The following is a 26,513-nucleotide window of genomic DNA, read 5'->3' as shown; positions in this document are numbered from 1 at the left end:
GTGTTTCTGCGAGGCTAAAGCCCTGCTGCTTCTGGCTGGCACAGCGCCGGCTGCGACAGCGGACAGTAATCGATCCAGCCATGCGCTTGCCGCTGTGGTTGCGTGTTGGGGATTGATACCCAACGATAGAGCCACAGCGCGCGCCCTTCTCCATGTCCCGATAACAACGCATTGTCATCCTCCATCCGTAGCAGGCAGCTTTGCCACTGCTCTGCTGTCCATTGCTGACATTGCCAGCCGGTGGCCTGCGGCCAGTTTTGCACGCTGCCCCACTCTAACGCCGCCTGCGCCTGCCAGAAATCCTGGCCGTGCAGTTGCTCGTCAGCCACTAATACCATGCTTTGCGAAAGCTGCGTTCGCGTGGCGTGTAGCGTCAATCCGCCCATCAGTAACATCATCAGCACCATGCCCAGCGTGCTATTGCCGCGCTGCTTCACAGATTGATTCCTTCAATCCAGTTTTCCAGTTCTACGCTTTGGCTGTCAGCGTGTCCCGCCAGTTGCAGCACCAGACGCGTTCCCTGCCGCTCAAGCTTGAAGGTATCGATGGTGAGAAACGCCGGATCGGAGAGTTTCTCCCAACCGCTGCTGTTGCACTCATCCACGCCACGCTGCATTTCAAGCTGTCCGCTGCGCAGCCGATAGCCGTAATAGTCACTTTCGCTGTGGCCCACGCCTTCCCAGCGCCCGTTGCTATTCTCATCCCAGCGCAGTAAAACGCAACTGCCGCTGGCGGCAATCGTTAGTGCCGAACCGCTGCACTGGCCGTGACAATAGCCGGCTCGGCGCAGCGCTTTTTGCAGCGTATTGACGATCTGCTGCAGCTCCTGCTGTAACTGCACGCGCTGTTGCAGGCGCAGATTCTGCTCCAGCAGCAGCGGTAAAAATCGCCCGACGCTGATCATCAGTACCGCGCCTATCGCCATGGCAATCAGCATCTCCAGCAGGCTGAATCCACGTTGCGCTATTCGCATCCTTTTTCTCCCGGCTGGCAGGCGCGGATGCGCGCTCTGGCGGAGATGATTAAGCGCCAGCGCCCCGCCGCACTGGCGAGATCGATGCTGCCAGGACGCGCAACATCACGCCGTCCGTAAAAACCGACGTCGCCGGTGATGGCGACAAGGCGCACGCTGTCGTGCGGTGGTTTAAATAACCAGCGCGAGGGCAATGCGCAGCCTTCTGCCGGTTTGGCTCCCGCGCCAAGACAACCGTTTTCACCGCTTTGTAGCCACAGCGTGAGATCGCGATTGTGCCAGTTAGCATGGGCGCGCAGGCGCAGCAGAAATCCCTGCAGTTGCAGTACGCTGTCGCGCAGCTGTTGATATTGCTGCCAGCGCTGCCAACCATGCAGCGCGCCAACGCTGAGTATGCCGGCGATCACCATCACCAATAGCAGTTCGGGCAAGGTGAAGCCGTGGTTATCGTTTCTGTTCATGGCGGGTAATGTGCCCAGCGGCATGAGGTTGAACAAGCTTGGGAAATCAGCGTTGGGAAACGTTGCGCAGGGAATCGGGTGAGGTGTGCAGTGGGATACAGCGTTTTGTGAGGCGGATTCAGGATTGAGGTGCGGTTGGAGAGTGAGATGCGGTGAGGATTGAGGTGCGGGTGAGTAGAGGTCGCCATGAATGGCGACCCTACGAGTGTGGTGTTAAATTGCGACGGGCGCTTTAATCGCGGGATGCGGATCGTAGCCTTCAATCTCGAAATCATCGAACTGATAATCAAAGATAGAGGCCGGTTTACGCTTGATCACCAGCTTCGGCAACGGACGCGGTTCGCGCGTTAACTGCAGGCGTGCTTGCTCTAAATGGTTGCTGTACAGATGGGTATCGCCACCGGTCCAGACAAAATCGCCCACTTCGAGATCGCACTGCTGCGCCACCATATGCACCAGCAGCGCATAGCTGGCGATGTTGAATGGCAGACCAAGGAAGATATCGCACGAACGCTGATAGAGCTGGCAAGAGAGCTTGCCGTTCGCCACGTAGAACTGGAAGAAGGCGTGGCAAGGTGCCAGCGCCATTTGATCCAGCTCGCCCACGTTCCACGCCGAGACGATGATGCGGCGCGAATCCGGGTCACGCTTCAACTGCTCAATCACTTTACTGATTTGATCAATCTCTTCGCCCGACGCGCTGCCCCAGCTGCGCCACTGCTTGCCATACACCGGACCAAGATCGCCGTTCTCATCTGCCCATTCGTCCCAGATGGTGACCTTGTTCTCTTTCAGGTAACCGATGTTGGTCTCACCTTTCAGGAACCACAGCAGCTCATGAATGATCGAGCGCAGGTGCACTTTCTTGGTGGTAACCAGCGGAAAACCGTCCTGCAAATTGAAACGCATCTGGTGGCCAAAGATCGAGAGCGTGCCGGTGCCGGTACGGTCGGCCTTTTCAGCGCCTTCATTCAGCACATGTTGCATTAGGTCCAGATACTGTTTCATTTTACCTCACGAGTTTGTTGCTGCGGGCGACGACGATACGCCCAGATCATCATAATCACACCGGCCAGAATCATTGGGATCGACAAAATCTGTCCCATGCTGACGCCGCCTTCAAACAGGCCAAGCTGCGCATCCGGCTGACGGAAGAACTCCACGATAATGCGGAATGCGCCGTAGCCAATCAGGAACAGGCCCGAGACGCTGCCCATTGGGCGCGGCTTGCGGATAAACAGGTTGAGAATGATGAACAGCACGATACCTTCGAGGCACAGCTCATACAGCTGTGACGCATGACGCGGCAGTACGCCGTAGGTGTTCAGCAACTCCTGGTACTGCGGATTGTTGGCCGCCAGCGCGATATCTTCGCTGCGTGAACCCGGGAACAACATCGCGTATTTGAAATCGGGCGCCACGCGGCCCCACAGTTCGCCATTGATGAAGTTACCGAGACGACCGGCACCCAAACCAAACGGGATCAGCGGTGCAATGAAATCCGCCACCTGGAAGAAAGTACGCTTGGTGCGGCGTGCGAAGATCAGCATCACCACAATCACACCAATCAGGCCGCCGTGGAACGACATGCCGCCATCCCAGACCTTAAACAGATACAGCGGATTTTCCAGGAACAGCGGCAGGTTGTAGAACAACACATAGCCGATACGTCCACCGAGGAATACGCCGAGGAAGCCCGCATACAGCAGGTTTTCCACTTCCTCTTTTTTCCAGCCGCTGCCAGGTTTGTTGGCGCGTCGCGTCGCCAGCCACATGGCAAATACAAAGCCCACCAGATACATCAAGCCGTACCAGTGAAGCGAAACCGGTCCGATAGAGAAAATTACCGGATCGAATTGGGGAAACGAAATGTAGCCGTCAGTCATCTTTCACCACTGTTTTTTTCTGCCCTGAAACGGGTCTGGCTAAGGGTTCACATAATAAAAGGCCGCGCATAATAGCACAGCCACGTTTAACACAGGTCGCGAAGATGTAACCGTTAACGCCCGCCGCGAATTAAACCGCCTAAACCACGGCGCTCCATAAAGGTAGAGACCAGATGGCGCACTTCCGAGGCGGTATGCGCAGCCAGCCCATGCTCGCTAAGCTTCTGCGCCTCTTCAAAGTCGAGATGACGCAGCAGATATTTCACACGCGGTACATTCTTGCCGTTCATGCTGAGATGGTGATATCCCATGCCCACTAACAGCGCGACACACATGGGATCGCCGGCCATTTCACCACACAAGCAGAGCTCCAGTTTGGCCTGGCGGGCTTCGCTGGCGATGGTGTGCAGCGCCCGCAGCATCGCCGGATGCAGCGAATCATACAGGTTCGCCACGCGCGTGTTGTTACGATCGACCGCCAGCAAATATTGCGTCAAATCGTTGGTACCGACGGAGACAAAATCCACGCGATCCGCCAGATGCGGGATCATAAACAGCATCGACGGCACTTCAATCATGATGCCAATGCGCGGCTTAGGAATCACATAGCCGAGCATCTCTTCCACTTCGCGGCCAGCGCGATCGATCAGACGACGCGCATCATCGATCTCATCGATATGGCTGATCATCGGCAGCAAAATGCTTAAGTTGCCAGACGCCACGTTGGCACGCAGCATGGCGCGCACCTGTACCAGGAAGATTTCAGGCTGATCGAGCGTTAGGCGAATGCCACGCCAGCCAAGGCACGGATTCTCCTCGCTGATCGGCATATACGGCAGCTGTTTATCCGCGCCGACATCCAGCGTACGCAGCGTCACCGGCTTGTCGTAGAACAGCTGCAGCATGCCCTGATACTGCGCCACCTGCTCCTCTTCGGACGGGAAGCCGTTGTGCAGCATGAACGGAATTTCGGTGCGGTACAGACCGATGCCATCTACCCAGTTATCCAGTGCCTGCTCGTGTTCCGCGCTGAGACCGGCATTCAGCATCACCTGAATGCGCTCACCGCTTTTCAGCTCGCCGGGCTGCTCGACCACGCCTTCGGCCATTTTGCTCAGCGCGTTCTCTTCGCTGATCAAACGCTGATACTCCTGCACCAGCACCGGTTCCGGATCGATCAGCACTTCGCCGCGATAGCCATCAACAATCAGCAAGCGTTTGTTGAGCTGCGCCGGCAGGATATCCGCGCCCATCACGGTGGGAATGCCCATCGCGCGCGTCAAAATCGCCGCATGCGAGTTGGCCGCGCCGTCGCGCACCACCACGCCCGCCAGACGCTCCTGCGGCAATTCCGCCAGCGTGGTGGCGGTGAGTTCATCGGCGACTAACACGAAGCGTTCCGGCCACGCATTGGTGCCGACCAGTGAATCATCGAGGTGGAACAGCAGACGCTGACCGAGCACGCGCAGATCGCCGGCGCGCTCGCGTAAATATTGATCCTGCAGGTTGGCGAACTGCTCGGCGAACTTCTCGATCACCGTTTTCACTGCCCACTCGGCTACCGATCCGCGCTCGATCTCATCAAACAGATCTTTTTTCAGGCGCGCATCGGTAAGCAGGTGCGAATAGAGGTCGAAGATCGCCGCGCTCTCTTTCTGCACGCTGGCAGCAAAGCGTTTACTGAAGCGGCGGAATTCGTTGCCGGCTTCGCCCATCGCCAGCACCAGACGCTCGCGTTCACGCTGCACGTCGAGCGTGGACGCAGCAGAAACCTGGTCGAGCAGCGGTTGAGTTTCATCCACCCAACCGGGCGCAACCGCCACGCCAGGCGCCGCAGCAATGGCTTTTACCCGCGTCTGACGGAATTGACCGAACAGTTGACCGAGCTGCGACTGCGACAGCAAGCCCGCCATTTGCGTGGCGAGCGTGACGAGGAAAGACTCTTCGCTTTCATCAAACTGACGGTGTTCGCGCTGCTGGATAACCAGCACGCCAAGCAGCTGGCGACGGCTGATGATCGGGACGCCGAGGAAGGAGCGATAGCGCTCCTCTTTAACAGAAGGAATGTATTTGAAGCTGGGATGGCTTTGCGCGTCGGCGAGGTTGATTGGCTCAGCTAAGCGTCCAACAAGGCCAACAATGCCTTCATCAAACGCCAGCGTGACCGTACGACCACGCGGCTTTTTTAGCCCGCGTGTCGCCATCAGGTAGTAGCAACGACGATCGTGATCGGCGAGATAAACCGAGCAAACCTCGGTTTCCATCGCAAGGCAAATTTCGTTTACCAGAATGTCGAGTGCTTCATTCAGACGTGGAGCACTCGCCACTTTCTCTACAATTTCGCGTAACTGAGTGAGCATAAAGGGCGTGGCCTATCCTCTTTTACGTCGTTGGGCGGCGTTATTCCGCTGCCCCGCACTCTCCTGCATAGACATCACTACGCCCGCGAATTCTTTCATTACGCGGCGATAAACATCGCGCTTGAAAGAGACCACCTGACGTACCGGATACCAGAAGCTAACCCAGCGCCAACCATCAAACTCCGGCGTGCTACTGTGCTGCACATTGATTTCCGCGTCACTACACATCAACTGCAGAAGAAACCACTTTTGTTTCTGGCCGATACACACCGGCTTTGTGTCCCAACGCACCAAACGTTTTGGCAACTTGTAGCGTAACCAGTTTCGGGTTGAAGCAAGTATTCGAACATCTTTGCGGTGTAAACCCACTTCTTCGAACAGTTCGCGATACATCGCCTGTTCAGCAGTTTCACCCGGATTGATGCCTCCCTGAGGAAATTGCCAGGAGTGCTGTCCAAAGCGCCTGGCCCACAACACTTGTCCTTGCCTGTTACAGATTACGATACCAACATTCGGGCGGTAGCCATCATCATCGATCACTGGACTACCTCAAAGCTAAATTTGAATAGCCTGATTGTTTCACACTCCTTACAGGCGGTAAACCACTGGATAGCGGGCCGCAGGCGGAATAAAAACAGGATAACTCACAGAGATTAGCCAAGTTATAAACAGACGCCCCCATTTATCGGCGATCTTATTCACGTTTTCTGTGGATAGCTTTGTGCAGAACACGGGAATGAGTTGAATAACCACTTCGGATAAATCTCATCACCCAGCATGATAACGACGATAAATACGATATATTTCATCGATATAAAACTTATTAACCGTTAAATTACGATCAGGATCAACGGTTATCCTCCGCTCGGTTTTTTCGATCGGTTAAAGATCCATCACCGACGTTTTTATCCACAGAGAATGCCCTAAACCTGGTCAAAGAAAGGAAAAAAAGCGTTCAAAACACGAAAGTCAAGGCTGTAAATGGAAACAGGGGTATGGACAAAAGGGTGTTACCCCACTTTTCTGTGGATAACCAGGTTCAACACCTGTTCATTGTCGATAACAAGCTGGGATAACCGGGCCATATCACTGGATCGTCCCATTCTATTGAAATAAAAAAGCATGCTGAATCATGCTATTATCACCTTTATTCAACTAACTGCCATGTGGACAAACCCGGCTCGCGTTTACTGTTCACTCTTTAACCAATATGGGTTTTAGCATGCACTCCTCACCGTCATTACCATCGCCACCTGAAAACGAAGCGGAATTACTGCAGCGCGCACAGCAGCTGGCGGGACAGACCTTTGCCGCGCTGGCGGCGCAGATTAACCTGCCGATTCCGGCAGATTTGAAACGCGACAAAGGCTGGGTTGGCATGCTGTTAGAGCTGCATTTGGGCGCCAGCGCCGGCAGCAAAGCCGAGCAGGATTTTGCCCATCTCGGCATTGAGCTGAAAACCATTCCGGTGGATGCCCAGGGCAAACCGCTGGAAACCACCTTCGTGTGCGTCGCGCCGTTAACCGGCAATAGCGGCGTAACCTGGCAAACCAGCCATGTGCGGCACAAACTGGCGCGGGTGCTGTGGATCCCGATCGAAGGCGATCGTGCTTTGCCGCTGGCCGAGCGCCGTGTCGGTTCGCCGCTGCTGTGGCATCCGAGTGAAGAAGAGGAGCAACAGCTGCGCGAAGACTGGGAAGAGTTGATGGATATGATTGTGCTCGGTCAGGTGGAGCGCATCACCGCACGTCACGGTGCCTGGCTGCAAATCCGTCCTAAAGCCGCCAATAGCAAAGCGTTGACCGAAGCTATCGGCGAACACGGTGAGCCAATCATGACGCTGCCGCGCGGCTTTTATCTGAAGAAAAGCTTCACCGGTCCGCTTTTGGCGCGACATTTTTTACTGTAAATGCATATTGCTGCCGATAATTTTAGGAATGATGCGATTACTCCTAACGACGAAAGCATTTATTACTACACTTTTGCTGTTGAAGTCGCGAGAAGGAGATAAGAATGAAAGGGTTGGTGAGTGCAGTAGGTTTAGCGTTGGTTGCCGTGTTACTGAGCGGTTGTAGCAGTGATTACGTCATGGCGACCAAAGATGGCCGCATGATCATGACAGATGGCAAACCTGCCATCGATAAAGAGACCGGATTGGTACAGTACACCGATGAGAAAGGCCATCAGATGCAGATCAATGGTGATGAGGTTTCAACCATCATTGAGCGTTAAGTGCCAAATTGCCCTGCCTGCACGCGTTTTCCCTTTGTGCAGGCGATTTCCCGAACTTTCCCCTCTTCCTTCCGCGCCGCTTCACACGCTATAGTCCCCAAGGACACAACATTCCCTTTCATAATGAAAAAAGGATGCCGGCAAATGCACTATCACCGTATTCCCCATAGCACGCTGGAAGTGAGTCAGCTGGGGCTTGGAACCATGACGTTTGGTGAGCAGAACAGCGAAGCCGACGCCCACGCACAGCTTGATTACGCGGTTAGCAGTGGTATTAACCTGATTGATACCGCGGAAATGTATCCGGTGCCGCCGCGCCCGGAAACCCAGGGATTAACCGAACAATACATTGGTAGCTGGCTGAAGAAGCGCGGCAGCCGTGACAAAATCATCCTCGCCAGCAAAGTGGCCGGTCCGGTACGCGGCGCGGATGCGTCGATTCGCCCGAACCAGGCGCTGGATCGCAAAAACATCCGCGAAGCGCTGGATGCCAGCCTGAAACGCCTGAACACCGATTATCTCGATCTCTATCAGCTGCACTGGCCGCAGCGTCAGACCAACTATTTCGGCAAGCTGGGTTATCAATACACCGATTCCAGCGTGCCGGTGACGCTGCTGGAAACGCTGGAAGCGCTGACCGAACAGGTGCGCGCCGGTAAGATTCGCTACATTGGCGTGTCGAACGAAACCGCGTGGGGCGTGATGCGTTACCTGCAGCTGGCTGAAAAACATGAGCTGCCGCGTATCGTCACCATCCAGAACCCGTACAGCCTGCTGAACCGCAGCTTCGAGGTCGGTTTAGCGGAGATCAGCCAGCATGAAGGCGTCGAACTGCTGGCGTATTCCAGCCTGGCGTTTGGTACCTTGAGCGGTAAATACCTGAACGGTGCAAAACCCGCCGGTGCGCGCAATACGCTGTTTAGCCGCTTCACCCGTTACAGCGGCGATCAGTCCAATCAGGCGATTGCTGCCTATGTTGCGCTGGCGCAGAAGCACAATATGGATCCGTCGCAGATGGCGCTGGCCTATGTGCGTCAACAGCCGTTTGTCGCCAGCACCTTGCTGGGCGCCACCACGCTGGAGCAGCTGAAGATTAACGTAGAGAGTTTCAATCTGACGCTGAATGCCGAGGTGTTAGAGGAACTGGAAGCGATTCATCGCCAGTTTACCTATCCGGCCCCGTAAAACCGTAGGGTCGCCATTCATGGCGACCTTTTCAATTACCGCACAATCCACCGCCCAATCTACCGCCGCCCTTTCCACCACAACACCGCAATCGCCACGGCGAAAATCGCGCCGAATCCGACGCCGGTTGCCACCGCAGGCGCGCCCAACTTAATCGCCACGGTATACAATCCCAGCATCAGCAGCATCGCGGTATTTTCACCGAGATTCTGCACCGCAATCGCGTTGCCCGAACCCACGGATGCCTTGCCACGCTCCTGCAGCAGCGCATTGAGCGGCACCACGAAGAAACCACCCAGCGCACCAATCAGCATCAGCACCAGATAGGCATTGAGCAAGCTGGTTTGCAACGCGAACACCACCACCATCACGCCAATCAGTACACCGGCGGGCATGCAGCGACGCACGGTTTGCAGCGTCACCAGCTTCGCCGCTGCTGCCGCGCCCATCACGATGCCAATCGCCACCATCGCATTCAGCGTGGTCGGGGTTTTGTTGTCGCTGATGCCAAGCGCCACCGGTACCCACAGCACCAGCAGGAAACGCAGCGTCACGCCCGCGCCCCAAAACAAACTGGTACCGAGCAGCGAGAAACGCGTTTCGCCGTTACGCCACAGCAGCTTCGTGGCCGTGACGAAACTGCGCAGCATGGCAGCAAAATGCCAGCTCTGGCCCGGACGCGCCGCCGTCAGGCGCGGAATAAAGATGTTCGCCACCACCGCCATCGCATAGGTCATGGCACACACCACCAGCGCGGCCACCAGGTTCCAGTCCGCCAGCATCCCGCCCATCACCGAACCCAGCAGAATCGCTGCAATGGTCGAACCTTCCATCAAGCCGTTGGCTTTGACCAGGCGTTCACCGCTGGTGATCTCCGTCAGGATGCCGTACTTGGCCGGCGAATAGGATGCCGCGCCAATCCCCACCAGCGTGTAGCCAAGGAACGGATTGAAGCCGAAGCAGATGGTCAGCGCGCCCAGCAGCTTGAGGCTGTTGGCGAACATCATCACCCGACCTTTGGCGAAGCTATCCGCCATCTGCCCAACGAACGGCGCGAGCAGAATGTAAGTAGCGACAAACAGCATTTGCAGGATCGGCTGGCTCCAGTCCGGATAGAACTGGTTTTTCAGCACCGCCAGCGTTACGAACAACAGCGCGTTGTCGCCAAATGCCGAGAAGAACTGCGCCACAATCACCGCCAGCATGTTGCGTGACATTAGCGGTGCATCGTTATTTAACGCCTGGCTCATGCTTGCTCCTGTTCCGCCAGCTGCTTGAGGCTGACATAGTCCGGTTTGCCGCTGCCCAGCATCGGCAGCTGTTTCATCACGCGGATATCGCGCGGCACCGCCAGTTCTGGTGCGCCAATTTCACGCGCCGCTTTCAGCAAAGTATCGCGCCCCAGTTCGCTGTCGGTAGTAAACAACACCAGAGCTTCACCACGATTACCGTCCGGGCGCAGCGATGCCGCATGCTGTTTCTCGTTGGAGGCTTTCAGCGCAATCTGCTCCACAATCTCCAGCGACACCATCTCACCGGCAATTTTGGCGAAGCGTTTCGCACGCCCCTGTATCTGGCAAAAGCCGCCTTCATCAAAGCTGACGATATCGCCGGTGTCGTACCAGCCTGCTTCCATCTCGCCTTCGCCGTTATCGGCAACCGGCACTTCCAGCACGCCCGGATTCTCCACGCGCAGATACCCGTTCATCACGTTAGGACCGCGCAGCTGCAGGCGACCGCCCTGCTCAATGCCCGGCACCGAAATCAGACGCGAATCCATGCCCGGCAAAATGCGGCCGACAGTGTGATTTTTCGCCGCCATCGGCACGTTGATCGCCACCACCGGCGCGCACTCCGTTACGCCGTAGCCTTCGAGAATACGGATGCCGTATTTCTCCATGTAGATCTGACGCGTCGCTTCCTGCAGTTTCTCCGCGCCTGCCACCACATAGCGCAGACGCGCAAAATCGTAAGGGCTGGCGAAACGCGCGTAGTTACCGAGGAAGGTTGAAGTACCAAACAGCACGGTGCAGTTACGGTCGTAAACCAGCTCCGGCACGATGCGGTAATGCAGCGGGCTCGGATAGAGAAACACCTGCGCGCCGGTCAGCAACGGGGTAAACAGGCCAACGGTTAAACCAAAAGCATGGAACAGCGGCAGCGCCGACATAAAGCGGTCGCGCGGGGTGAAATCCGCCACGGTACGAATCTGCTCAACGTTGGCCAGCAGACTTTTATGCGAGTGCACCACACCTTTGGGATGGCCTTCCGAACCGGAGGTAAACAGCACCATCGCCGCATCTTCCGGCTGCTGCGCCACCAGCGCACGGCGCGGCATCAGCAGATGCGCCACGATCCACAATTTATCCTGCAAGGTGACGGTATCTTTCAGATCTTCCAGATAGATCCACTGCACTTCGTTGAGTCCCTGCGGCAAATGCCACAGGTTGCCTTTTTCGAGGAACTGACGCGAAGTAAAGACGGTTTTCACCTGCGAAGCGGTCAACGCCGCACGCATGCCATTTACGCCTGCGGTGTAGTTGAGCATCGCCGGAATGCGGCCGCGCAGCGAGGCACCCAGAATCGCCGCCGCCGTCACCGTGGCGTTCGGCAGCAGCAGACCGACGTATTCACCTTGCTGGCTGTAGCGTTCGAGAATGCGGCCGACGCCGAGCGCTTTCTTGAGCAAACCGGTGTAGCTATCCGGCTTGAAGTTGATGTCTTCGATGCACGGCTTCATCGCGCCATAACGCTGACGCGCATTGAGGAAAGCCTCGAACAGCGTTTCACGCGGACGCACCGCCATGCGGGCTTCCATCATCACATGGTGCAAGTGCTCGCCCGCCAGCGTGCGGCGATCGCGCGCGCGCTTAGCCTCAGGCATCGGGATTACCGTTGGCGGCAGCACCGTTAAGGTGATGCGTGGGAACAGGCGGCGTTTAAACACGCCAGCCAGACGACCAAACGGCGTATATTCCGCGCCTTCGATACGCATCGGCACCACGGTGGCACCGGATTTCGCCGCCACAAAACCTGCGCCGCTGTAGATCTTCATCAGCGATCCGGTCACGGTGATGCGACCTTCCGGGAAGATCACCACCGGACGGCCCTGATTGATCATGCGCACCAGATGTTTGATCGACATCGGCTTGGTGGGATCGAGCGGAACGAAGTCGATAATCGGCTTCAGCAGACGCATAAACCATTGATCGCTGATCGACGAATAGACCGCGAACACCGGTTTGATCGGCAAAAACAGCGCCACCAATACGCCATCGAGAAATGACATATGGTTCGGGGTGATCAGCACTTTCTCTTTATGCAGTGCCGCGAGGTCGCCGCGCAGTTCCACACGCCACAGCAGGCGGAACAGGAAACGGAAAAAAGTCAGTAGCATGCCAGCTCCTTAGCAGGCGTAAAAAATGGCTCTTACGATGCAGGATCTGGGGATTTTCGACAAGTGGCGCGGTGATTTAAACGCAATTGCGGTTGTAGAGCCGCCATTCATGGCGTTAAGCACAGAGCGACTTTCGTTCGCCTCGTGCTGATGCAGTTGCAGCACCTTCGTGCGGCGACCGAGCAGAGGACGCCTGGCCGCGCCCTCTGCACTCCCGGGCCTTGCGCCAGCCCAACCCGCCGCTTCGCGGTGCCTTCACTTATTCACGATTCCTGACGGACCGGTGGCGATTCGCTCCTGCTCAACGCCACCTCTCACCGCATCCATGCGGCTCGCCCTGGAATCCCTCATTCGCTCAGCGGTTTGGGATGTCGCCTCAACACCCGCGCTGCAGAATCAATGTATTATTTTGACTCACAGTCGCTGCAAATCCCGTAGGGTCCGCCATTCATGGCGACCTGGTTTCACCGCGCATCCACCTGCCAGCCGCCGCCCAGCGCCGCGATCAGACCAACGCTGCTCACCCATTGCGTGCTCTGCAGCGACAACAAACTCTGCTGTGCACTCAGGCTGCTGTTTTCGGTGGTGGCGACGTCGAGATAGTCGATCATTCCGGCATCATACTGATTGCGCGTCACGCGTGCCGATTCCTGCGCCGCGTCGGTTGCCGCCTGCTGCGAGGCGATTTCGCCCTGCAGAGTGTTCAGCTGCACCAGATAATCTTCCACTTCCCCCATGCCCGTCAGCACCGACTGGCGATAACTGGCGACGCTGGCATCATAGGCGGCGCGCGCCTGTTCCACTTTCGATGAAGTGGCACCGAAATCTAACAGCGTACCGCTCAGCTCCGGCCCCAAAGACCAGACGCGATTGGGCAGCGAGAACAAACTGTTGATCGCCGATGAACTCACGCCGCCGCTGGCGCTCAGCGTCAGGTCAGGATAGTAACCGGCAATCGCCACGCCAACCGCCGCATTTGCCGCAGCGACGTTGCGCTCGGCGTAGGCGATATCGGGACGGCGCTGCAACAGCTGCGACGGCACGCTGTTTGGAATCGCGGGCAGCGCGGCATCCAGCTTCGCCACCGGCAAGGAGAAATCCGCCGGAGCGCGGCCCAGCAGCAGCGCAATGGCGTGCTCCATCTGCGCCCGCTGCCACTGGTAATCCTGCGCCGAGGCGTGGGCGCTCTCCAGCTGCATCTGCGCCTGCGCTAAGGTGGCGCGTGATTCGCTGCCCGCCGCGTATTTGTTTTGAATCACGGTTAAATAGCGCTGATAAGCATCGATACTGCGCTGATAGAGCGCGATTTTCTCGTCGATGATGCGCAGCTGGAAATAGTCCTGCGCCAGTTCGGACTGCGCGCTCAAGGTGATATTTGCTAGCTCGGCTTTGCTGGCTTCGGCGCTGGCGTTGTTCTCCTCCAGCGTGCGCCGCAGTTTGCCCCACAAATCCAGCTCCCAGCTGGCGCTGAGTTCGGCGGCATGGCTGTTGCTAACGCTGCGTTGTCCGGTAGCGCTGGCGCGGCTGCCGCTGCGCGTGCTACTGGCATCGTAGCCCACCGACGGCAACAACGCCGCGCGTGATTGCCCGGCCAGCGCCTGCGCTTCGCGGTACTGCGCGGCATAAGTGGCGACGTTCTGATTGGAGATGCTCACCTGCTTCAGCAGGCTATCCAGCGTGGCATCGTGATACACCTGCCACCAATCCCCTTTGCTGGTTGCATCCTGCGGCGTCGCCTGCGTCCAGCCTTTGGCTTCTTTGAAATGGGTCGGCATCGCCATCGTCGGGCGCTGATAATTGGGGCCAACCGCGCAGCCCGCCAGCAGCATCACGGTGAGCAACGGCGTTATTTTCAGGGACATTTTCATCTATCGGGATTCCACATGACGCAACCGCAGCCACTGACGTTGCGTGGCGCGGCTCACACGATCAAGCCAGAGATAAACCACCGGCGTAGTAAACAGCGTCAGCAGCTGGCTCAGCGCCAAACCACCGGCAATCGCCAGCCCGAGCGGGCTACGTAAGTCGGCATCGCCGCCGCTGCCCAACGCCAGCGGCAGCGCGCCAAAGAAGGCGGCCAGCGTGGTCATCATGATCGGCCGGAAACGCATCAAACAGGCTTGGGTGATCGCCTGCTGCGGCGTCATGCCTTGACTGCGCTCGGCGTGAATCGCAAAGTCGATCATCATGATGGCGTTCTTTTTCACGATACCGATCAGCAGGATGATGCCGATCAGCGCGATCACCGTCAGCTGCGTGTTGGTGAGCAGCAACAGCAGCAGCGCGCCCACGCCCGCCGACGGCAGCGTCGAGAGAATGGTGATCGGATGGATGTAACTCTCATACAGCACGCCGAGCACGATATACACCGCCGCCAGCGCCGCGATAATCAGCCACGGCATGGTGGCGGTAAGCTGGGCGAACGTGGCGGCGGTGCCAGCAAAACCGGCCTGAAGGGTGGAGGGTAAACCGAGCTGCGCCATCGCCTGCTTAATCAGCGCCTGCGCCTGCTCCAGCGACACGCCATCATTCAGGTTGAAGGCGATGGTGCTGGTGGCGGATTGGCCCTGATGCGCCACCGACAGTGGTGCGTTGCCGCCGGTGAAGCTGGTGAACGCCGCGAGCGGCACGCGATCGCCGCTGTCGTTAATCACGTACAACTGCTGGAGAATCGCCGGATCGCGCGTGTAGCTATCCTGCAGCGACATCACCACATGATACTGATTAAGCGTGTGATAAAGCGTGGCGACCTGACGCTGGCTGAAGGCGTTATTCAGCATTGTGTCGAGCATCTGCACGTTCACGCCAAACCGTTTGGCGCGGTCGCGATCGATGTTGATCACCACTTCCTGACCGCCGGTTTGCGCATCAGAATCGACGCTATTCAATTGCGGGATCGCCGCCAGCGCCGCCTGCACTTTTGGCGTCCATGTGCGCAGCAGATCGAGATCGTCGGCCTGCAAGCTGTACTGATAGGTGGCGTTGGCACTGCGCCCGCCGATATGCAGATCCTGCGCCGCCATCAGGAACATCTGCGCGCCGGCGATATCGCGGGTTTTCATACTCAGGCGGTTGGCCACTTCGGTGGCGGTGGCATCGCGCTTGTCAAAATCTTTGAGCCGCACGAAGAAGTTGGCGCTGTTGCGCGAGCCGAACATGCCGCTGCCCATCGACGACATCACGCTCTCCACCGCCGGATCGGACTGGATGATTTTGGTGAACTGCAGCATTTTCGGCTTCATCGCCTGGAAGGAGATGTTCTGGTCAGCGCGCAGCGCGCCCATCAGCAAGCCGGTATCCTGATTGGGGAAAAAGCCTTTCTGCACCACGGAAAACAGGAACAGATTGAGCAACACGGTCAGCACCAGACTGAACATCGTCAGCTTTTGGTGCGCCATCACCCAAGCCAACCCGCGCGAGTAAGCCGCCAGCAACGCGTTAAGTTGGTTTTCGATAAACTGATACAGCGGATGTGGGCGTTGAGTGACTTTGGGCTTTGGCTTTAACAGGCGCGCGCACAGCATCGGCGTCAGGCTCAGCGAGACAAACATCGAGATCAGCAGCGATACCGTCAGCGTGACGGCAAATTCGCGGAACAAGCGTCCGACGATGCTGCCCATCAGCAGAATCGGGATAAACACCGCAATCAGCGACATAGTCATCGACAGCACGGTAAAACTCACTTCCTGCGCGCCACGCAGCGCCGCACGCAGCGGACTGAGCCCTTCTTCAATATGGCGCGTGATGTTTTCCAGCACCACAATCGCGTCATCGACGACAAAACCGGTGGCGATAATCAGCGCCATCAGCGACAGGTTATCGAGGCTGTAACCCAGCAGATACATCACCGCGCAGGTACCAATCAGCGAAACCGGCAGCGCCAGCGCCGGGATAATCACCGCCTGCACGTTGCGCAGAAACACAAACACCACGCCGATCACCAGCAGCATCGCCACCAGCAGCGTCTCTTCGGTGTCGTACAGCGAGGCGCGCACCGTCGGCGAGCGATCCACCACCACTTTCAGTTGCGTATCGGCGGGCAGATCTTTTTCCAGCGCCGGTAGCTGTGCTTTGATGGCATCAATGGTGTCGAGCATATTGGCACCGGCCTGGCGCTTGATGCCCACCATCACCGACGGCATAGCGTTGAGGAAACCGGCCTGATACTGATCTTCCACCGAATCATAAACGGTCGCCACATCATGCAGCCGCACTGCTTTGCCCGCTTTATAGGTGACGATCAGATCCTGATACTGCGCGGCTTTATCCAGCTGGCCGTTGCTGTCCACCACCCACGACTGGCTGCTGCCCTGCAAAATCCCTTTCGGCTTATTGGTGGTGCTGTTGGCGATGGCGCTGCGCACCGTATCCAGCGAAATGCCGTACTGCGTCAGCTTCAGCGGCTGTAGATCGATACGCACCGCCGGTAGGGCGCTGCCCATCAGCGACACTTCCCCCACGCCTTTCACCTGGCCCATCGCCTGCTCGATTTTGCTTTCAGCCAGATCGTAAAGTTCGCCCGGCGTGCGCGTGGCGGAAGTCAGCGCCAGCATCACAATCGGCGCATCGGATGGATTGGCTTTGCGATAGGTCGGCAGCGACTCCATCGCGCTCGGCAGCAAACTGCGCGCGGCGTTGATCGCCGCCTGCACGTCACGCGCCGCGCCGTTGATGTCGCGATCGAGATCAAACTGCAAAATCACGCTGGTCGATCCCTGCGAACTGCTTGAGGTCATCTCGGTGACACCGGCGATTTGCCCCAGCGAACGCTCCAGCGGCGTGGCGACGGTGGCCGCCATGGTTTCCGGGCTGGCACCGGCCAGGCTGGCGCTTACCATAATGGTGGGGAAATCCACCTGCGGCAGCGGCGCCACCGGCAGCAGCCGATAGCCCAACGCGCCCAGCAGCAGGATCGCCAGCGTCAGCAATAACGTGGCAACCGGGCGGAAGATAAACAGCCGGGTGAGGTTCATCGCTCGCCTCGCGCCTGCTGCTTGCGCTGCATGTAGCGCTTGCCGCGCTGCGCGATGCCATCAAACCACAGGTAAATCACCGGCGTGGAGAACAGCGTTAGCACCTGGCTGACAATCAAACCGCCGACAATCACCAAACCCAGCGGCTGGCGCAGCTCAGCACCGGAACCGGACGCCAGCATCAGCGGCAGCGCACCCAGCAGCGCCGCCATGGTGGTCATCAGAATCGGGCGGAAGCGCAGTAAACAAGCCTGATGAATCGCGTCGCGCGCGCTCATGTGCTGCGTGTTTTCCGCCTCCAGCGCGAAGTCGATCATCATAATCGCGTTCTTCTTGACGATACCGATCAGCAGGATCACGCCAATCAGCGCAATCAGGCTGAACTCGCTGCCCGCCAGCAGCAGCGTCAACAGCGCGCCGACCGCCGCCGACGGCAGCGTCGAGAGAATGGTCACCGGATGAATAAAGCTCTCGTACAGAATGCCGAGCACCACGTACATCGTGATTAATGCCGCCAGAATCAGCCACAACGTATTGCCGGTGGCGCTCTGGAACGCCGAGGTTTCGCCCTGATAACGCAAGGTGATGCTCGATGGCAGATTGAGCTGCTGCGTCACCTCGGCGATCGCCTTCTGCCCATCCTCCAGCGAATAGCCGCTGTTGAGATTGAATGACACCATTACCGCCGGGAACTGATTAAGGCGCATGTGCATCAGCGAACCGGTGCGCTGATGAATAGTGGCGATGGACGTGAGCTTCACCATGCCGGTGGTTGTGGTGTCATCGGTTGAAGACGTTGTAGTGCTGGTCACCGGCAAATAGACATCATCAAACGAGGCGGGCGATTGCTGATACTGCGGCGCCACTTCCAGCACCACGCGATACTGATTGGCCTGGGTAAAGATGGTCGAGACCAGACGCTGACCGAAGCTGTTGTACAATGCGGTATCGACGTCGGCGGCGGTAATGCCGTAGCGCGCCGCTTTATCGCGGTTGAGTTCGACGTAAGCCACACGCCCTTGATCCTGCAGGTTGCTCACTACGCCGTTAAACTCCGGACGCTGCTGCAAGGCGGCGACCATCTTCGGCGTCCAGCTCACCAGGTTTTCGCTGTCGGCATCATCCAGCGTGAATTGATACTGACTCGGCGACACCTGATCGTTGACAGTTAAATCCTGCGCCGGTTGCAGATAGAGCTGAATGCCCGCCAACTGCTGCGCCGCCTGTTGCAGCTGTTTGATCACCACATCGGATTTGTCATCGCGATCGCCAAATGGCTTGAGGTTGATCTGGATGCGCCCGCTATTCAGGCTGGTGTTGCTGCCATCAATGCCGATGGTTGAGGACAAACTCTCCACCGACGGATTTTGCAGAATCACTTTCGCCAGCGCCTGCTGCCGTTTCGACATCTCGCTAAACGACACATCCTGCGACGCTACGGTGACACCCTGAATCAGCCCGGTATCCTGCGTCGGGAAGAAGCCTTTAGGGATGGCGATATACAGCAGCGCAGTGAGCGCAAAGGTCGCCAGCGCCACCAGCAACGTCAGCTTCTGATGGTTCAGTACCACCGTCAGCATGCGGTCGTAGCCGCGTACCAGCTTGTCGAACAGTTCGCCGCCTTTACGCGAGAAGCGCGACTGTTTTTCCGGCGGAATGTGCTGCAACAGATAGGCGCACAGCATCGGCGTCAGCGTTAGTGACACCCCCATCGACACCAGAATCGACACCGCCAGCGTGATGGCAAATTCGCGGAACAGCCGCCCAACCACATCGCCCATAAACAGCAGCGGGATCAGCACCGCAATCAGCGAAAAGGTCAGCGAGATAATGGTAAAGCCAATCTGCTGCGAGCCTTTCAGCGCCGCCTGCATCGGCGTTTCGCCCTCTTCCAGCCGCCGTGAAATGTTCTCCACCACCACAATCGCGTCGTCAATGACGAAGCCGGTGGCGATAGTCAGCGCCATCAGCGACAGGTTATTCAGGCTGAAGTCGGCCAGATACATCACGCCGAAGGTGCCAATCAGCGACAGCGGCACCGCCACGCTGGGAATCAAGGTCGCCGCCACGTTGCGCAGGAACAGGAAGGTCACCATTACCACCAGCGCCACCGACAACATCAGCTCAAACTGCACGTCGCTGATCGAGGCGCGAATGGTTTGCGTACGATCCGACAGGATGCTCATCTTCACGCCGTCCGGCAGCGCCGCCTGCAATTTCGGCAGCTGCGCTTTGATGCTGTCCACCACCTGAATCACGTTGGCACCGGGCTGGCGCTGCACGCTGATCACAATCGCCGGGCTGTTGTTAGCCCACGCCGATTGGAAGCTGTTCTCCGGCCCTTGTTCGATATGCGCGATATCTTTCAGCCGCAGCGCCGCGCCGTTTTGATAAGTGATGATCAGATTGCCGTACTCATCGGCGGTGCGCAGCTGATCGTTGGCGTCGATGGTGACCGAGTGATATTTGCCGTCGAAGCCGCCTTTCGAGCCGTTCACGTTGCTGTTGCTGATCAGCGTGTTGACGTCTTCCAGCGACAGCTTGTGCGCCGCCAGCGCTTTCGGGTCCATCTGCACGCGAATCGCCGGCTGATGACCGCCCGCCAGCGTCACCATGCCGACGCCGTTAATCTGCGACAGCTTGAGCGCCACGCGCGTGTTCACCAGATCCTGCACCTGGGTCAGCGGCAGCGTGTCGGAACTCACCGCCAGCGTAATCACCGCCGTATCAGCCGGATTGACCTTTTTGTAGGTTGGCGGATTGGGCAGATCGCTCGGCAGCAAATTATTGGCAGCGTTGATCGCCGCCTGCACTTCCTGCTCGGCGACATCCAGCGACAGATCGAGGCTGAACTTCAGCGTGACGATCGACGATCCGCTTGAGCTGGTCGACGTCATCTGGCTCAAACCGGCCATTTGGCCGAGCTGGCGCTCCAGCGGCGAGGTGACGGACGACGCCATCACATCCGGGCTGGCACCGGGATAGAGCGTGGTGACCTGGATGGTCGGGTAATCCACCTGCGGCAGCGCCGAAGTAGAAAGAAAGCGATAGGAGAAGATCCCGGCGATCAGCACGCCGACCATCAGCAAAATGGTGGCGACCGGACGCTGGATAAACAGGCGAGACGGATTCATTTGGCCTCAGCGGTCGCGGTGGTTTTGCGCTCATCCGCCAGCTGCACTTTGCTGCCGTTGGTCAGGCGATCGATGCCTTCGGTCACCAGACGATCGCCCGGCGCCACGCCTTTGAGGATCGCCTGCTGATCTTCACCAAACGTTGGTCCGGTGGTGACCGCTTTGCGCGTCACGGTGTTGTCTTTATTGATGATAAACACGAAGCTGCCGTCGCTGCTCAACTGCAGCGCCTGCGCCGGGATCACCGTGGCGTTTTTCAGGATGTTGGTTTGCAGTCGCAAATTAACGAACTGATTGGCAAACAGCGACTCGTCTTCATTCGCGAAGGTGGCTTTCAGCTCAATGGTGCCGGTGGCGGTATCGATCTGGTTGCTGATGAACTTCACCTCGCCCTGCGCCAGCGCGCTACTGTTGTCCTGATCGTAGGCGGTGGCGGGCAGACTTTGTCCGCCGTGCAGCGCTTTGGTCAACTGCGGAATGTTGCCCTGCGGCACGCTAAAGGTCACGGCGGCCGGCTGCATCTGCGTCACTACCACGATGCCGGTGGTATCGGTGGTTTGCACCATATTGCCGGGATCGACCAGGCGCAAACCGACGCGTCCGCTGATCGGCGAAGTGATGCGCGCGTAGTCGATATCCAGTTTAGCGCTGGCGATCTGCGCTTCATCGGCGGCGACCGCGCCTTTGTACTGGCCGACGGTGGCAGTTTGCGTATCAAGATCCTGGCGTGATAGCGAATCCTGCGCCGCCAGTTTCTGATAGCGCACCAGCGTTAACTGCGCGCTTTTCAGCAACGCCTGATTCTGATTGAGATCGCCCTGATACTGCGCCAGCGTGGCTTGATAGCTGCGCGGATCGATCTGCGCCAGCAGCTGTCCGGTGCTGACTTTCTGTCCTTCGGTGAAGAACACCTTTTCCAGCTGACCGGCGACGCGGCTGGTGACGGTGACGCTGGCATTGGGGATCACCGTGCCAAGCGCGTTGAGATATTGCGGTACATCGGCAGTCGTGGCGACGCCGCTGTGCACCAGCATTGCGCCGCCCATCATCATCGCCATGCCCGGCGGGCCGCCCGCGCCACCGCGATGACCGCCGCGTCCGCCCTTCTCGCCGCCCGGCGGCATGCCGCCATGCCCGCCGACCACGCGCCAGATCACGCCCGCCACAATCAACAGCACAACCAACAGGAGCAGCCATTTCAGCCAGCGAGAGAACGTGGAGCGGGAAGCGTTAGGAGTCATCAGGATCTTCAAGTCAGCAAGAAAAAGGAAAATCCCCGGTAAAACAGGGGATTATTTCAAAGGGAAATCATCACTTCGCGCATTATCGATTGAATGCCCGCGCGAATTCCATACGCGAACCGTAAGGGTTTCGTTAAGGCAATTAAGATTTCCAGCCGCCGCCTAACGCCTTGTAGAGGGTGATTTTCTGGCTCAACTGGCCCAGATGTGCGCTGATCAGCGACTGCTGCGAACTGTAAAGCGATCGCTGGGCCACTAACACATTGAGATAATTGTCTACGCCTTGCTTGAAGCGCAATGCGGAATAGTCGTAGTCGCGTTGATTGGCGCCAACCTCCTGTTGCAGCGCCGTCAGCTGATCCTGCCAGGTATCCTGCCCGGCCAGCGCATCGTTCACCTCTTTAAAGGCGGTTTGAATCGCTTTCTCGTAATCAGCAATGTCGATGCGTTTTTCGATGTGCGCGATATTCAGGTTGGCTTCGTTTTTACCGCCGTCAAAAATCGGCAGATTAATTGATGGCATGAATGACCATGCGCCGGTGCCGCCGCCCAACAGGCTACCAAGCGAACTGCTGGTGGAGCCGCCGGACGCGGTCAGCGTAATGCTCGGGAAGAAGGCGGCACGCGCCGCGCCGATATTGGCGTTCGCCGCCTTCAGCGTGTGTTCCGCCGCCATGATGTCCGGGCGACGCGTCAGCAGATCCGACGGCAAGCCAGCCGGCGTGGCTGGGAACTGCCAGTTGGCGTCCAGCGTGGCGTGCGACAGCAGCGTGGCGGGCAGATCGGTGCCAACCAACAAGCGCAGCGCATCGACATCCTGCCGCACCTGCCGCGTATAACTCGCCACGTCGGCCTGCGCGGCGCGCACCGTGCTTTCAGCCTGCGCCAGATCCTGATCGCTGCTGGCACCGCCGTCGTAGCTGAGTTTGGTCAGGTGATACGACTCCTGCTGGCTTTGCGCAGTACGTTGCGCCAGATGCAGCAGATCGTTATCCGAACTCAGCGTTAGCCACGCCGTCGCCACTTCCGCAATCAGCGAGATACGCGTGGCGCGCTCGGTGGCGGCGCTCGACAGATAGGTTTCCTGCGCCTGATCGCTCAGGCTTTGCAGGCGGCCAAAGAAATCCAGCTCCCACGAGGTCACACTCAAACCACTGTTCAGCTCGTGATAGGTCACCGCGCCGCTGGTTTTGGTGTTGTAGAGATTGGCCGGTTCATGCGCCGAGGTCTGGCTGGCCGTGGCGTTGATCGACGGCATCAACGCCGCGCGCTGCACCGTGACGCCCTGCTGCGCCTCTTGCACATTCAGCGCCGCCACGCGCAGGTCGCGGTTGTTGTCGAGCGACAGCTGAATCAGGTTGCGCAGCGTGGGATCAGTGAAGAAATTCTGCCACGGCAAATCCGCGACGTTACCGACCGACGTCGCCTGATCGTATTTCGCATCCACCGGCAGTGCCGGGCGCTGATAGTGCGGTGCCAGCGTACAACCGGCCAATGCCAGCGCCAGCGGCAACAGCGCCAGACGGAAATTATTAATGTTCATTTTTAACCCCCTCTGCGGATGTTTGTTTCTTACGCGCAAAGAACTGCGAAACCACCACGTAGAACATCGGCACAAAGAAAATGGCGAGGAAAGTCGCGGTGATCATCCCGCCCGCCACCGCAGTACCAATCGAGTGTTGGCTGCCTGCGCCCGCGCCGTTGGAGATGGTCAGCGGCAGCACGCCAAGGATAAACGCCATCGAGGTCATAATGATTGGACGGATACGCAGCCGCGCCGCTTCCACCGCCGCTTCCACCAACGTTTTGCCCTCGCGCTCATGCAGCTCTTTGGCGAACTCGACGATAAGAATGGCGTTCTTCGCCGCCAGCCCGACCGTGGTCAGCAAGCCAACCTGGAAGAACACATCGTTCTGCAGGCCGCGCAGTAGCACCGCGCTGATGGTGCCAAGAATGCCGAGCGGCACCACCATGATCACAGAGAACGGAATCGACCAGCTCTCGTACAGCGCCGCCAGACACAGGAACACCACCAGAATCGAGATCAGATAGAGCTGCGTGGTTTGGCTGCCGGAGGCTTGCTCCTCATACGAAATGCCGTACCACTGCACGCGGAATCCGTGCGGCAGCTGCTTCGCCAGCTGCTCCACCGCTTTCATCGCTTCACCGGTACTTTGGCCCGGCGCGGGCGATCCGAGGATCTCTTCGGCGGTTAGGCCGTTAAAGCGTTCAAAGTGCGGCGAGCCGTACACCCATTTACCCGAAGCAAAGGCGGAGAATGGCACCATGGTGCCGCTGCTGTTGCGGAAGTACCATTTGTCGAGATCGGACGGCGTAACGCGTGAGTCCGCTTTGCCCATCAGATAGACCTCTTTCACGCGGCCGTTATACATGAACTGATCGATGTAGCTGGAGCCCCACGCCACCGACAAGGTGTTGTTGATGTCGGTCATGCTCAGACCGAGCGCGCTGGCCTTCTCATCATTGATCTCCAGCTGATACTGCGGCTCATCTTCCAGCCCGTTAAGACGCACCTGCGCCAGATGCGGATCGTTGTTCGCCAACGAAATAAGCTGGTGCGCGGCATCCATCATCTGCTGATGGCTGTGCGCACCGGTATCCTGCAGATAGAGGTCGAAGCCGGTGGCATTACCCAGCTCCATCACCGCTGGCGGCACCATGGCGAAGATTTTGGCGTTCTGATAGTTGGCGAAGTGCGCCATCACGCGGTTCGCCAAATCCTGTACGCTTTGCCCGCTGTGCGTGCGGTCGCCCCAATCTTTCAGGCGCACAAAGGCCATGGCGTTGCTCTGACCGCGACCGGCAAAGTTAAAGCCCGCCACGCCAAAGGTGGTGGTCACCACCGACGCTTCGTTCTGTTGCAGATAGGCGTTGAGATCGTTGATGACCTGCTGAGTACGCTGCGACGACGAGTTCACCGGCAGTGTGATTTGCACCATCATCAAGCCCTGATCTTCGCCCGGCAGGAAGGTGGTGGGTACGCGGGTGAACAAAAAGCCCGTCACGCCGACAATCACCAGATAGATCACCAGGAACAGGCCGCGACGGGAAATCACTTTGCTGACGCCGTTGGTGTAATGCATCGCCCCGCTGTCGAATTTGCGGTTAAACCAACCGGCGAATCCGGTGGTTTTATGCTCCGCCGCCGCCGGTTTCAGCAAGGTGGCGCACAGCGCAGGCGTGAAGATCAGCGCCATAATCACCGACAGCGCCATCGCCGAAACGATGGTGACCGAGAACTGGCGATAAATCACACCGGTCGATCCGGAGAAGAACGCCATCGGCAGTAGCACCGCCGACAACACCAGCGCAATGCCAAACAGCGCGCCCTGAATCTGCTGCATCGACTTGATGGTGGCGGCTTTGGGATCGAGATGCTCTTCGTGCATCACTCGCTCGACGTTCTCCACCACCACAATGGCGTCATCCACCAGCAACCCGATGGCGAGCACCATACCGAACATGGTGAGAGTGTTAATGCTGTAACCAAACGCCGACAGAATGCCGAAGGTGCCCAGCAGCACCACCGGTACCACCAGCGTGGTGATCAGCGTAGCGCGCAGGTTTTGCAGGAAGATCAGCATCACGAAGAACACCAGCACTACCGCTTCGATCAGCGTTTTCACCACTTCTTCAATCGAGGCGCTGACCACCGGCGAGGTGTCGTACGGGTACTGAATTTCGACGTTATCCGGCAGCGAATCTTTCAGGTCGGCGATGGTTTGGCGCACCGCCTTGGCGGTATCCAGTTCATTGGCACCGGTTGCCAGACGCAACGCGATACCGGCGGCCGGTTTGCCGTTCATGGTGGCGTCGATGCCGTAACTTTGCGGCCCGAGCGCGACGCTGGCCACATCTTTCAGCCGCACCTGCGAGCCGTCGCTATTCACCTTCAGCAGCACATTCTCAAACTGCTGCACGGTGGTGAAACGGGTTTTGCCGAGGATCGTCGCCTGGGTTTTTGCGCTCTGAATGGTCGGCAAACCGCCGAGTGAACCGGACGACACCTGCACGTTCTGGTTATCAATCGCCGTGGTGACATCGCTCGGCATCAGGTTGTATTTGTACAATTTGGCCGGATCGAGCCAGATGCGCATCGCGTATTCGGATCCCAGCACCATGAAGTCGCCGACGCCCGGCGTACGCGAGATCGGATCTTCCAGTTTCGACACCAGCATGTCGGCCAGATCGCCGTTAGTCAGCTTGCCGTCTTTGGCGATCAGCCCGATGACCATCATGAAGTTTTTCTGATACTTACGGATGCGGATGCCTTGCTGCGTGACATCGGTGGGCAACTGCGACTCCGCCAGCGACACGCGGTCCTGCACCTGAACCTGGGCGATATCGGGATTGATGCCCTGATTAAAGGTGGCGATGATCTGCGCGCTACCGTCCGAGGCGCTGCTCGACTCCAGATAACGCAAACCATCCAGGCCGTTCAGCTGCTGCTCAATCACCTGCACCACGGTATTTTGCGTGGTTTCGGCGCTGGCGCCCGGATAGGTCACCGAGATGGAGACCGCCGGCGCGGAGATGTTAGGATATTGATTGACCGGCAAACTGATAGCGGCAATCGCGCCCACCAGCATCACGATAATAGCGATAACCCAGGCAAAAATTGGACGTTCAATAAAAAACTTCGACATGCCG

Annotated in this window: 18 protein-coding genes; 3 read left to right on the top strand and 15 right to left on the bottom strand. The window is 58.1% G+C overall.

Translation table 11 applies throughout. From position 1 onward, the window contains the following. Positions 1-14 precede the first annotated feature (14 nt). From PanJK_RS09870 to rppH, 7 genes are all read right to left on the bottom strand, one after another. The gene (locus PanJK_RS09870) at positions 15-437 is read right to left on the bottom strand and encodes a DUF2509 family protein (RefSeq protein ID WP_256697258.1); all 423 of its coding nucleotides are present in this window, start codon (positions 435-437) and stop codon (positions 15-17) included. Beyond that, the gene (locus PanJK_RS09865) at positions 434-973 is read right to left on the bottom strand and encodes a prepilin peptidase-dependent protein (protein WP_265299335.1); all 540 of its coding nucleotides are present in this window, start codon (positions 971-973) and stop codon (positions 434-436) included. Before PanJK_RS09865 ends, PanJK_RS09870 begins: the two co-directional genes overlap by 4 nt. Next, positions 964-1,434 carry a prepilin peptidase-dependent protein gene (locus PanJK_RS09860; protein WP_256697261.1) on the bottom strand — a complete coding sequence of 157 codons (471 nt, stop codon included), beginning with the start codon at positions 1,432-1,434 and terminating at the stop codon, positions 964-966. Before PanJK_RS09860 ends, PanJK_RS09865 begins: the two co-directional genes overlap by 10 nt. 213 nt (positions 1,435-1,647) lie before the next feature. Continuing rightward, complete coding sequence (thyA, locus tag PanJK_RS09855) at positions 1,648-2,442, bottom strand: thymidylate synthase (RefSeq protein ID WP_176973571.1); 795 nt, start codon at positions 2,440-2,442, stop codon at positions 1,648-1,650. Continuing rightward, positions 2,439-3,320 (bottom strand): prolipoprotein diacylglyceryl transferase, encoded by an 882-nt coding sequence (lgt, locus tag PanJK_RS09850; protein ID WP_008109262.1) that lies wholly within the window; start codon positions 3,318-3,320, stop codon positions 2,439-2,441. Before lgt ends, thyA begins: the two co-directional genes overlap by 4 nt. Before the next feature lie 113 nt (positions 3,321-3,433). Beyond that, positions 3,434-5,680 (bottom strand): phosphoenolpyruvate--protein phosphotransferase, encoded by a 2,247-nt coding sequence (gene ptsP, locus PanJK_RS09845; RefSeq protein WP_256697265.1) that lies wholly within the window; start codon positions 5,678-5,680, stop codon positions 3,434-3,436. Between the two features lie 12 nt (positions 5,681-5,692). Continuing rightward, complete coding sequence (gene rppH, locus PanJK_RS09840) at positions 5,693-6,220, bottom strand: RNA pyrophosphohydrolase (protein WP_007890933.1); 528 nt, start codon at positions 6,218-6,220, stop codon at positions 5,693-5,695. Positions 6,221-6,902: 682 nt separating this feature from the next. On the opposite strand from rppH, the gene mutH reads away from it, so the two are divergent. From mutH to PanJK_RS09825, 3 genes are all read left to right on the top strand, one after another. Further along, positions 6,903-7,589, top strand: coding sequence for a DNA mismatch repair endonuclease MutH (gene mutH, locus PanJK_RS09835; RefSeq protein ID WP_265299334.1), 687 nt, complete (start codon positions 6,903-6,905; stop codon positions 7,587-7,589). A 104-nt stretch (positions 7,590-7,693) separates the two neighbouring features. Then, positions 7,694-7,912 (top strand): YgdI/YgdR family lipoprotein, encoded by a 219-nt coding sequence (locus PanJK_RS09830; protein ID WP_007890930.1) that lies wholly within the window; start codon positions 7,694-7,696, stop codon positions 7,910-7,912. Between the two features lie 144 nt (positions 7,913-8,056). Beyond that, a complete protein-coding gene (locus PanJK_RS09825) occupies positions 8,057-9,097 on the top strand; it encodes an NADP(H)-dependent aldo-keto reductase (RefSeq protein ID WP_265299333.1) in 1,041 nt (346 codons plus the stop codon). A gap of 59 nt (positions 9,098-9,156) precedes the next feature. Here the strand turns inward: PanJK_RS09825 and lplT are convergent, their stop codons facing one another. From lplT to PanJK_RS09785, 8 genes are all read right to left on the bottom strand, one after another. After that, positions 9,157-10,347, bottom strand: coding sequence for a lysophospholipid transporter LplT (gene lplT / locus PanJK_RS09820; RefSeq protein ID WP_265299332.1), 1,191 nt, complete (start codon positions 10,345-10,347; stop codon positions 9,157-9,159). Continuing rightward, positions 10,344-12,494, bottom strand: a complete 2,151-nt coding sequence (aas, locus tag PanJK_RS09815) for a bifunctional acyl-ACP--phospholipid O-acyltransferase/long-chain-fatty-acid--ACP ligase (protein WP_265299331.1) — start codon at positions 12,492-12,494, stop codon at positions 10,344-10,346. The genes lplT and aas overlap by 4 nt, the downstream gene beginning before the upstream one ends. A 464-nt stretch (positions 12,495-12,958) precedes the next feature. Beyond that, positions 12,959-14,362, bottom strand: a complete 1,404-nt coding sequence (locus tag PanJK_RS09810; protein WP_265299330.1) for an efflux transporter outer membrane subunit — start codon at positions 14,360-14,362, stop codon at positions 12,959-12,961. Then, positions 14,363-17,467 (bottom strand): efflux RND transporter permease subunit, encoded by a 3,105-nt coding sequence (locus PanJK_RS09805; protein WP_265299328.1) that lies wholly within the window; start codon positions 17,465-17,467, stop codon positions 14,363-14,365. Beyond that, positions 17,464-20,601 (bottom strand): MdtB/MuxB family multidrug efflux RND transporter permease subunit, encoded by a 3,138-nt coding sequence (locus PanJK_RS09800; protein WP_265299326.1) that lies wholly within the window; start codon positions 20,599-20,601, stop codon positions 17,464-17,466. Before PanJK_RS09800 ends, PanJK_RS09805 begins: the two co-directional genes overlap by 4 nt. After that, a complete protein-coding gene (locus tag PanJK_RS09795; protein WP_265299325.1) occupies positions 20,598-21,842 on the bottom strand; it encodes an MdtA/MuxA family multidrug efflux RND transporter periplasmic adaptor subunit in 1,245 nt (414 codons plus the stop codon). The genes PanJK_RS09800 and PanJK_RS09795 overlap by 4 nt, the downstream gene beginning before the upstream one ends. A gap of 142 nt (positions 21,843-21,984) precedes the next feature. Continuing rightward, on the bottom strand, positions 21,985-23,385 hold the full coding sequence (locus tag PanJK_RS09790; RefSeq protein ID WP_265299323.1) for an efflux transporter outer membrane subunit: 1,401 nt from the start codon (positions 23,383-23,385) through the stop codon (positions 21,985-21,987). Beyond that, the gene (locus PanJK_RS09785) at positions 23,375-26,509 is read right to left on the bottom strand and encodes an efflux RND transporter permease subunit (RefSeq protein ID WP_265299320.1); all 3,135 of its coding nucleotides are present in this window, start codon (positions 26,507-26,509) and stop codon (positions 23,375-23,377) included. Before PanJK_RS09785 ends, PanJK_RS09790 begins: the two co-directional genes overlap by 11 nt. Positions 26,510-26,513 lie beyond the last annotated feature (4 nt).

Source organism: Pantoea sp. JK (assembly GCF_026130245.1).
Taxonomy (GTDB): domain Bacteria; phylum Pseudomonadota; class Gammaproteobacteria; order Enterobacterales; family Enterobacteriaceae; genus Pantoea; species Pantoea trifolii.
This window is presented reverse-complemented; position numbering and strand designations above follow the sequence as displayed.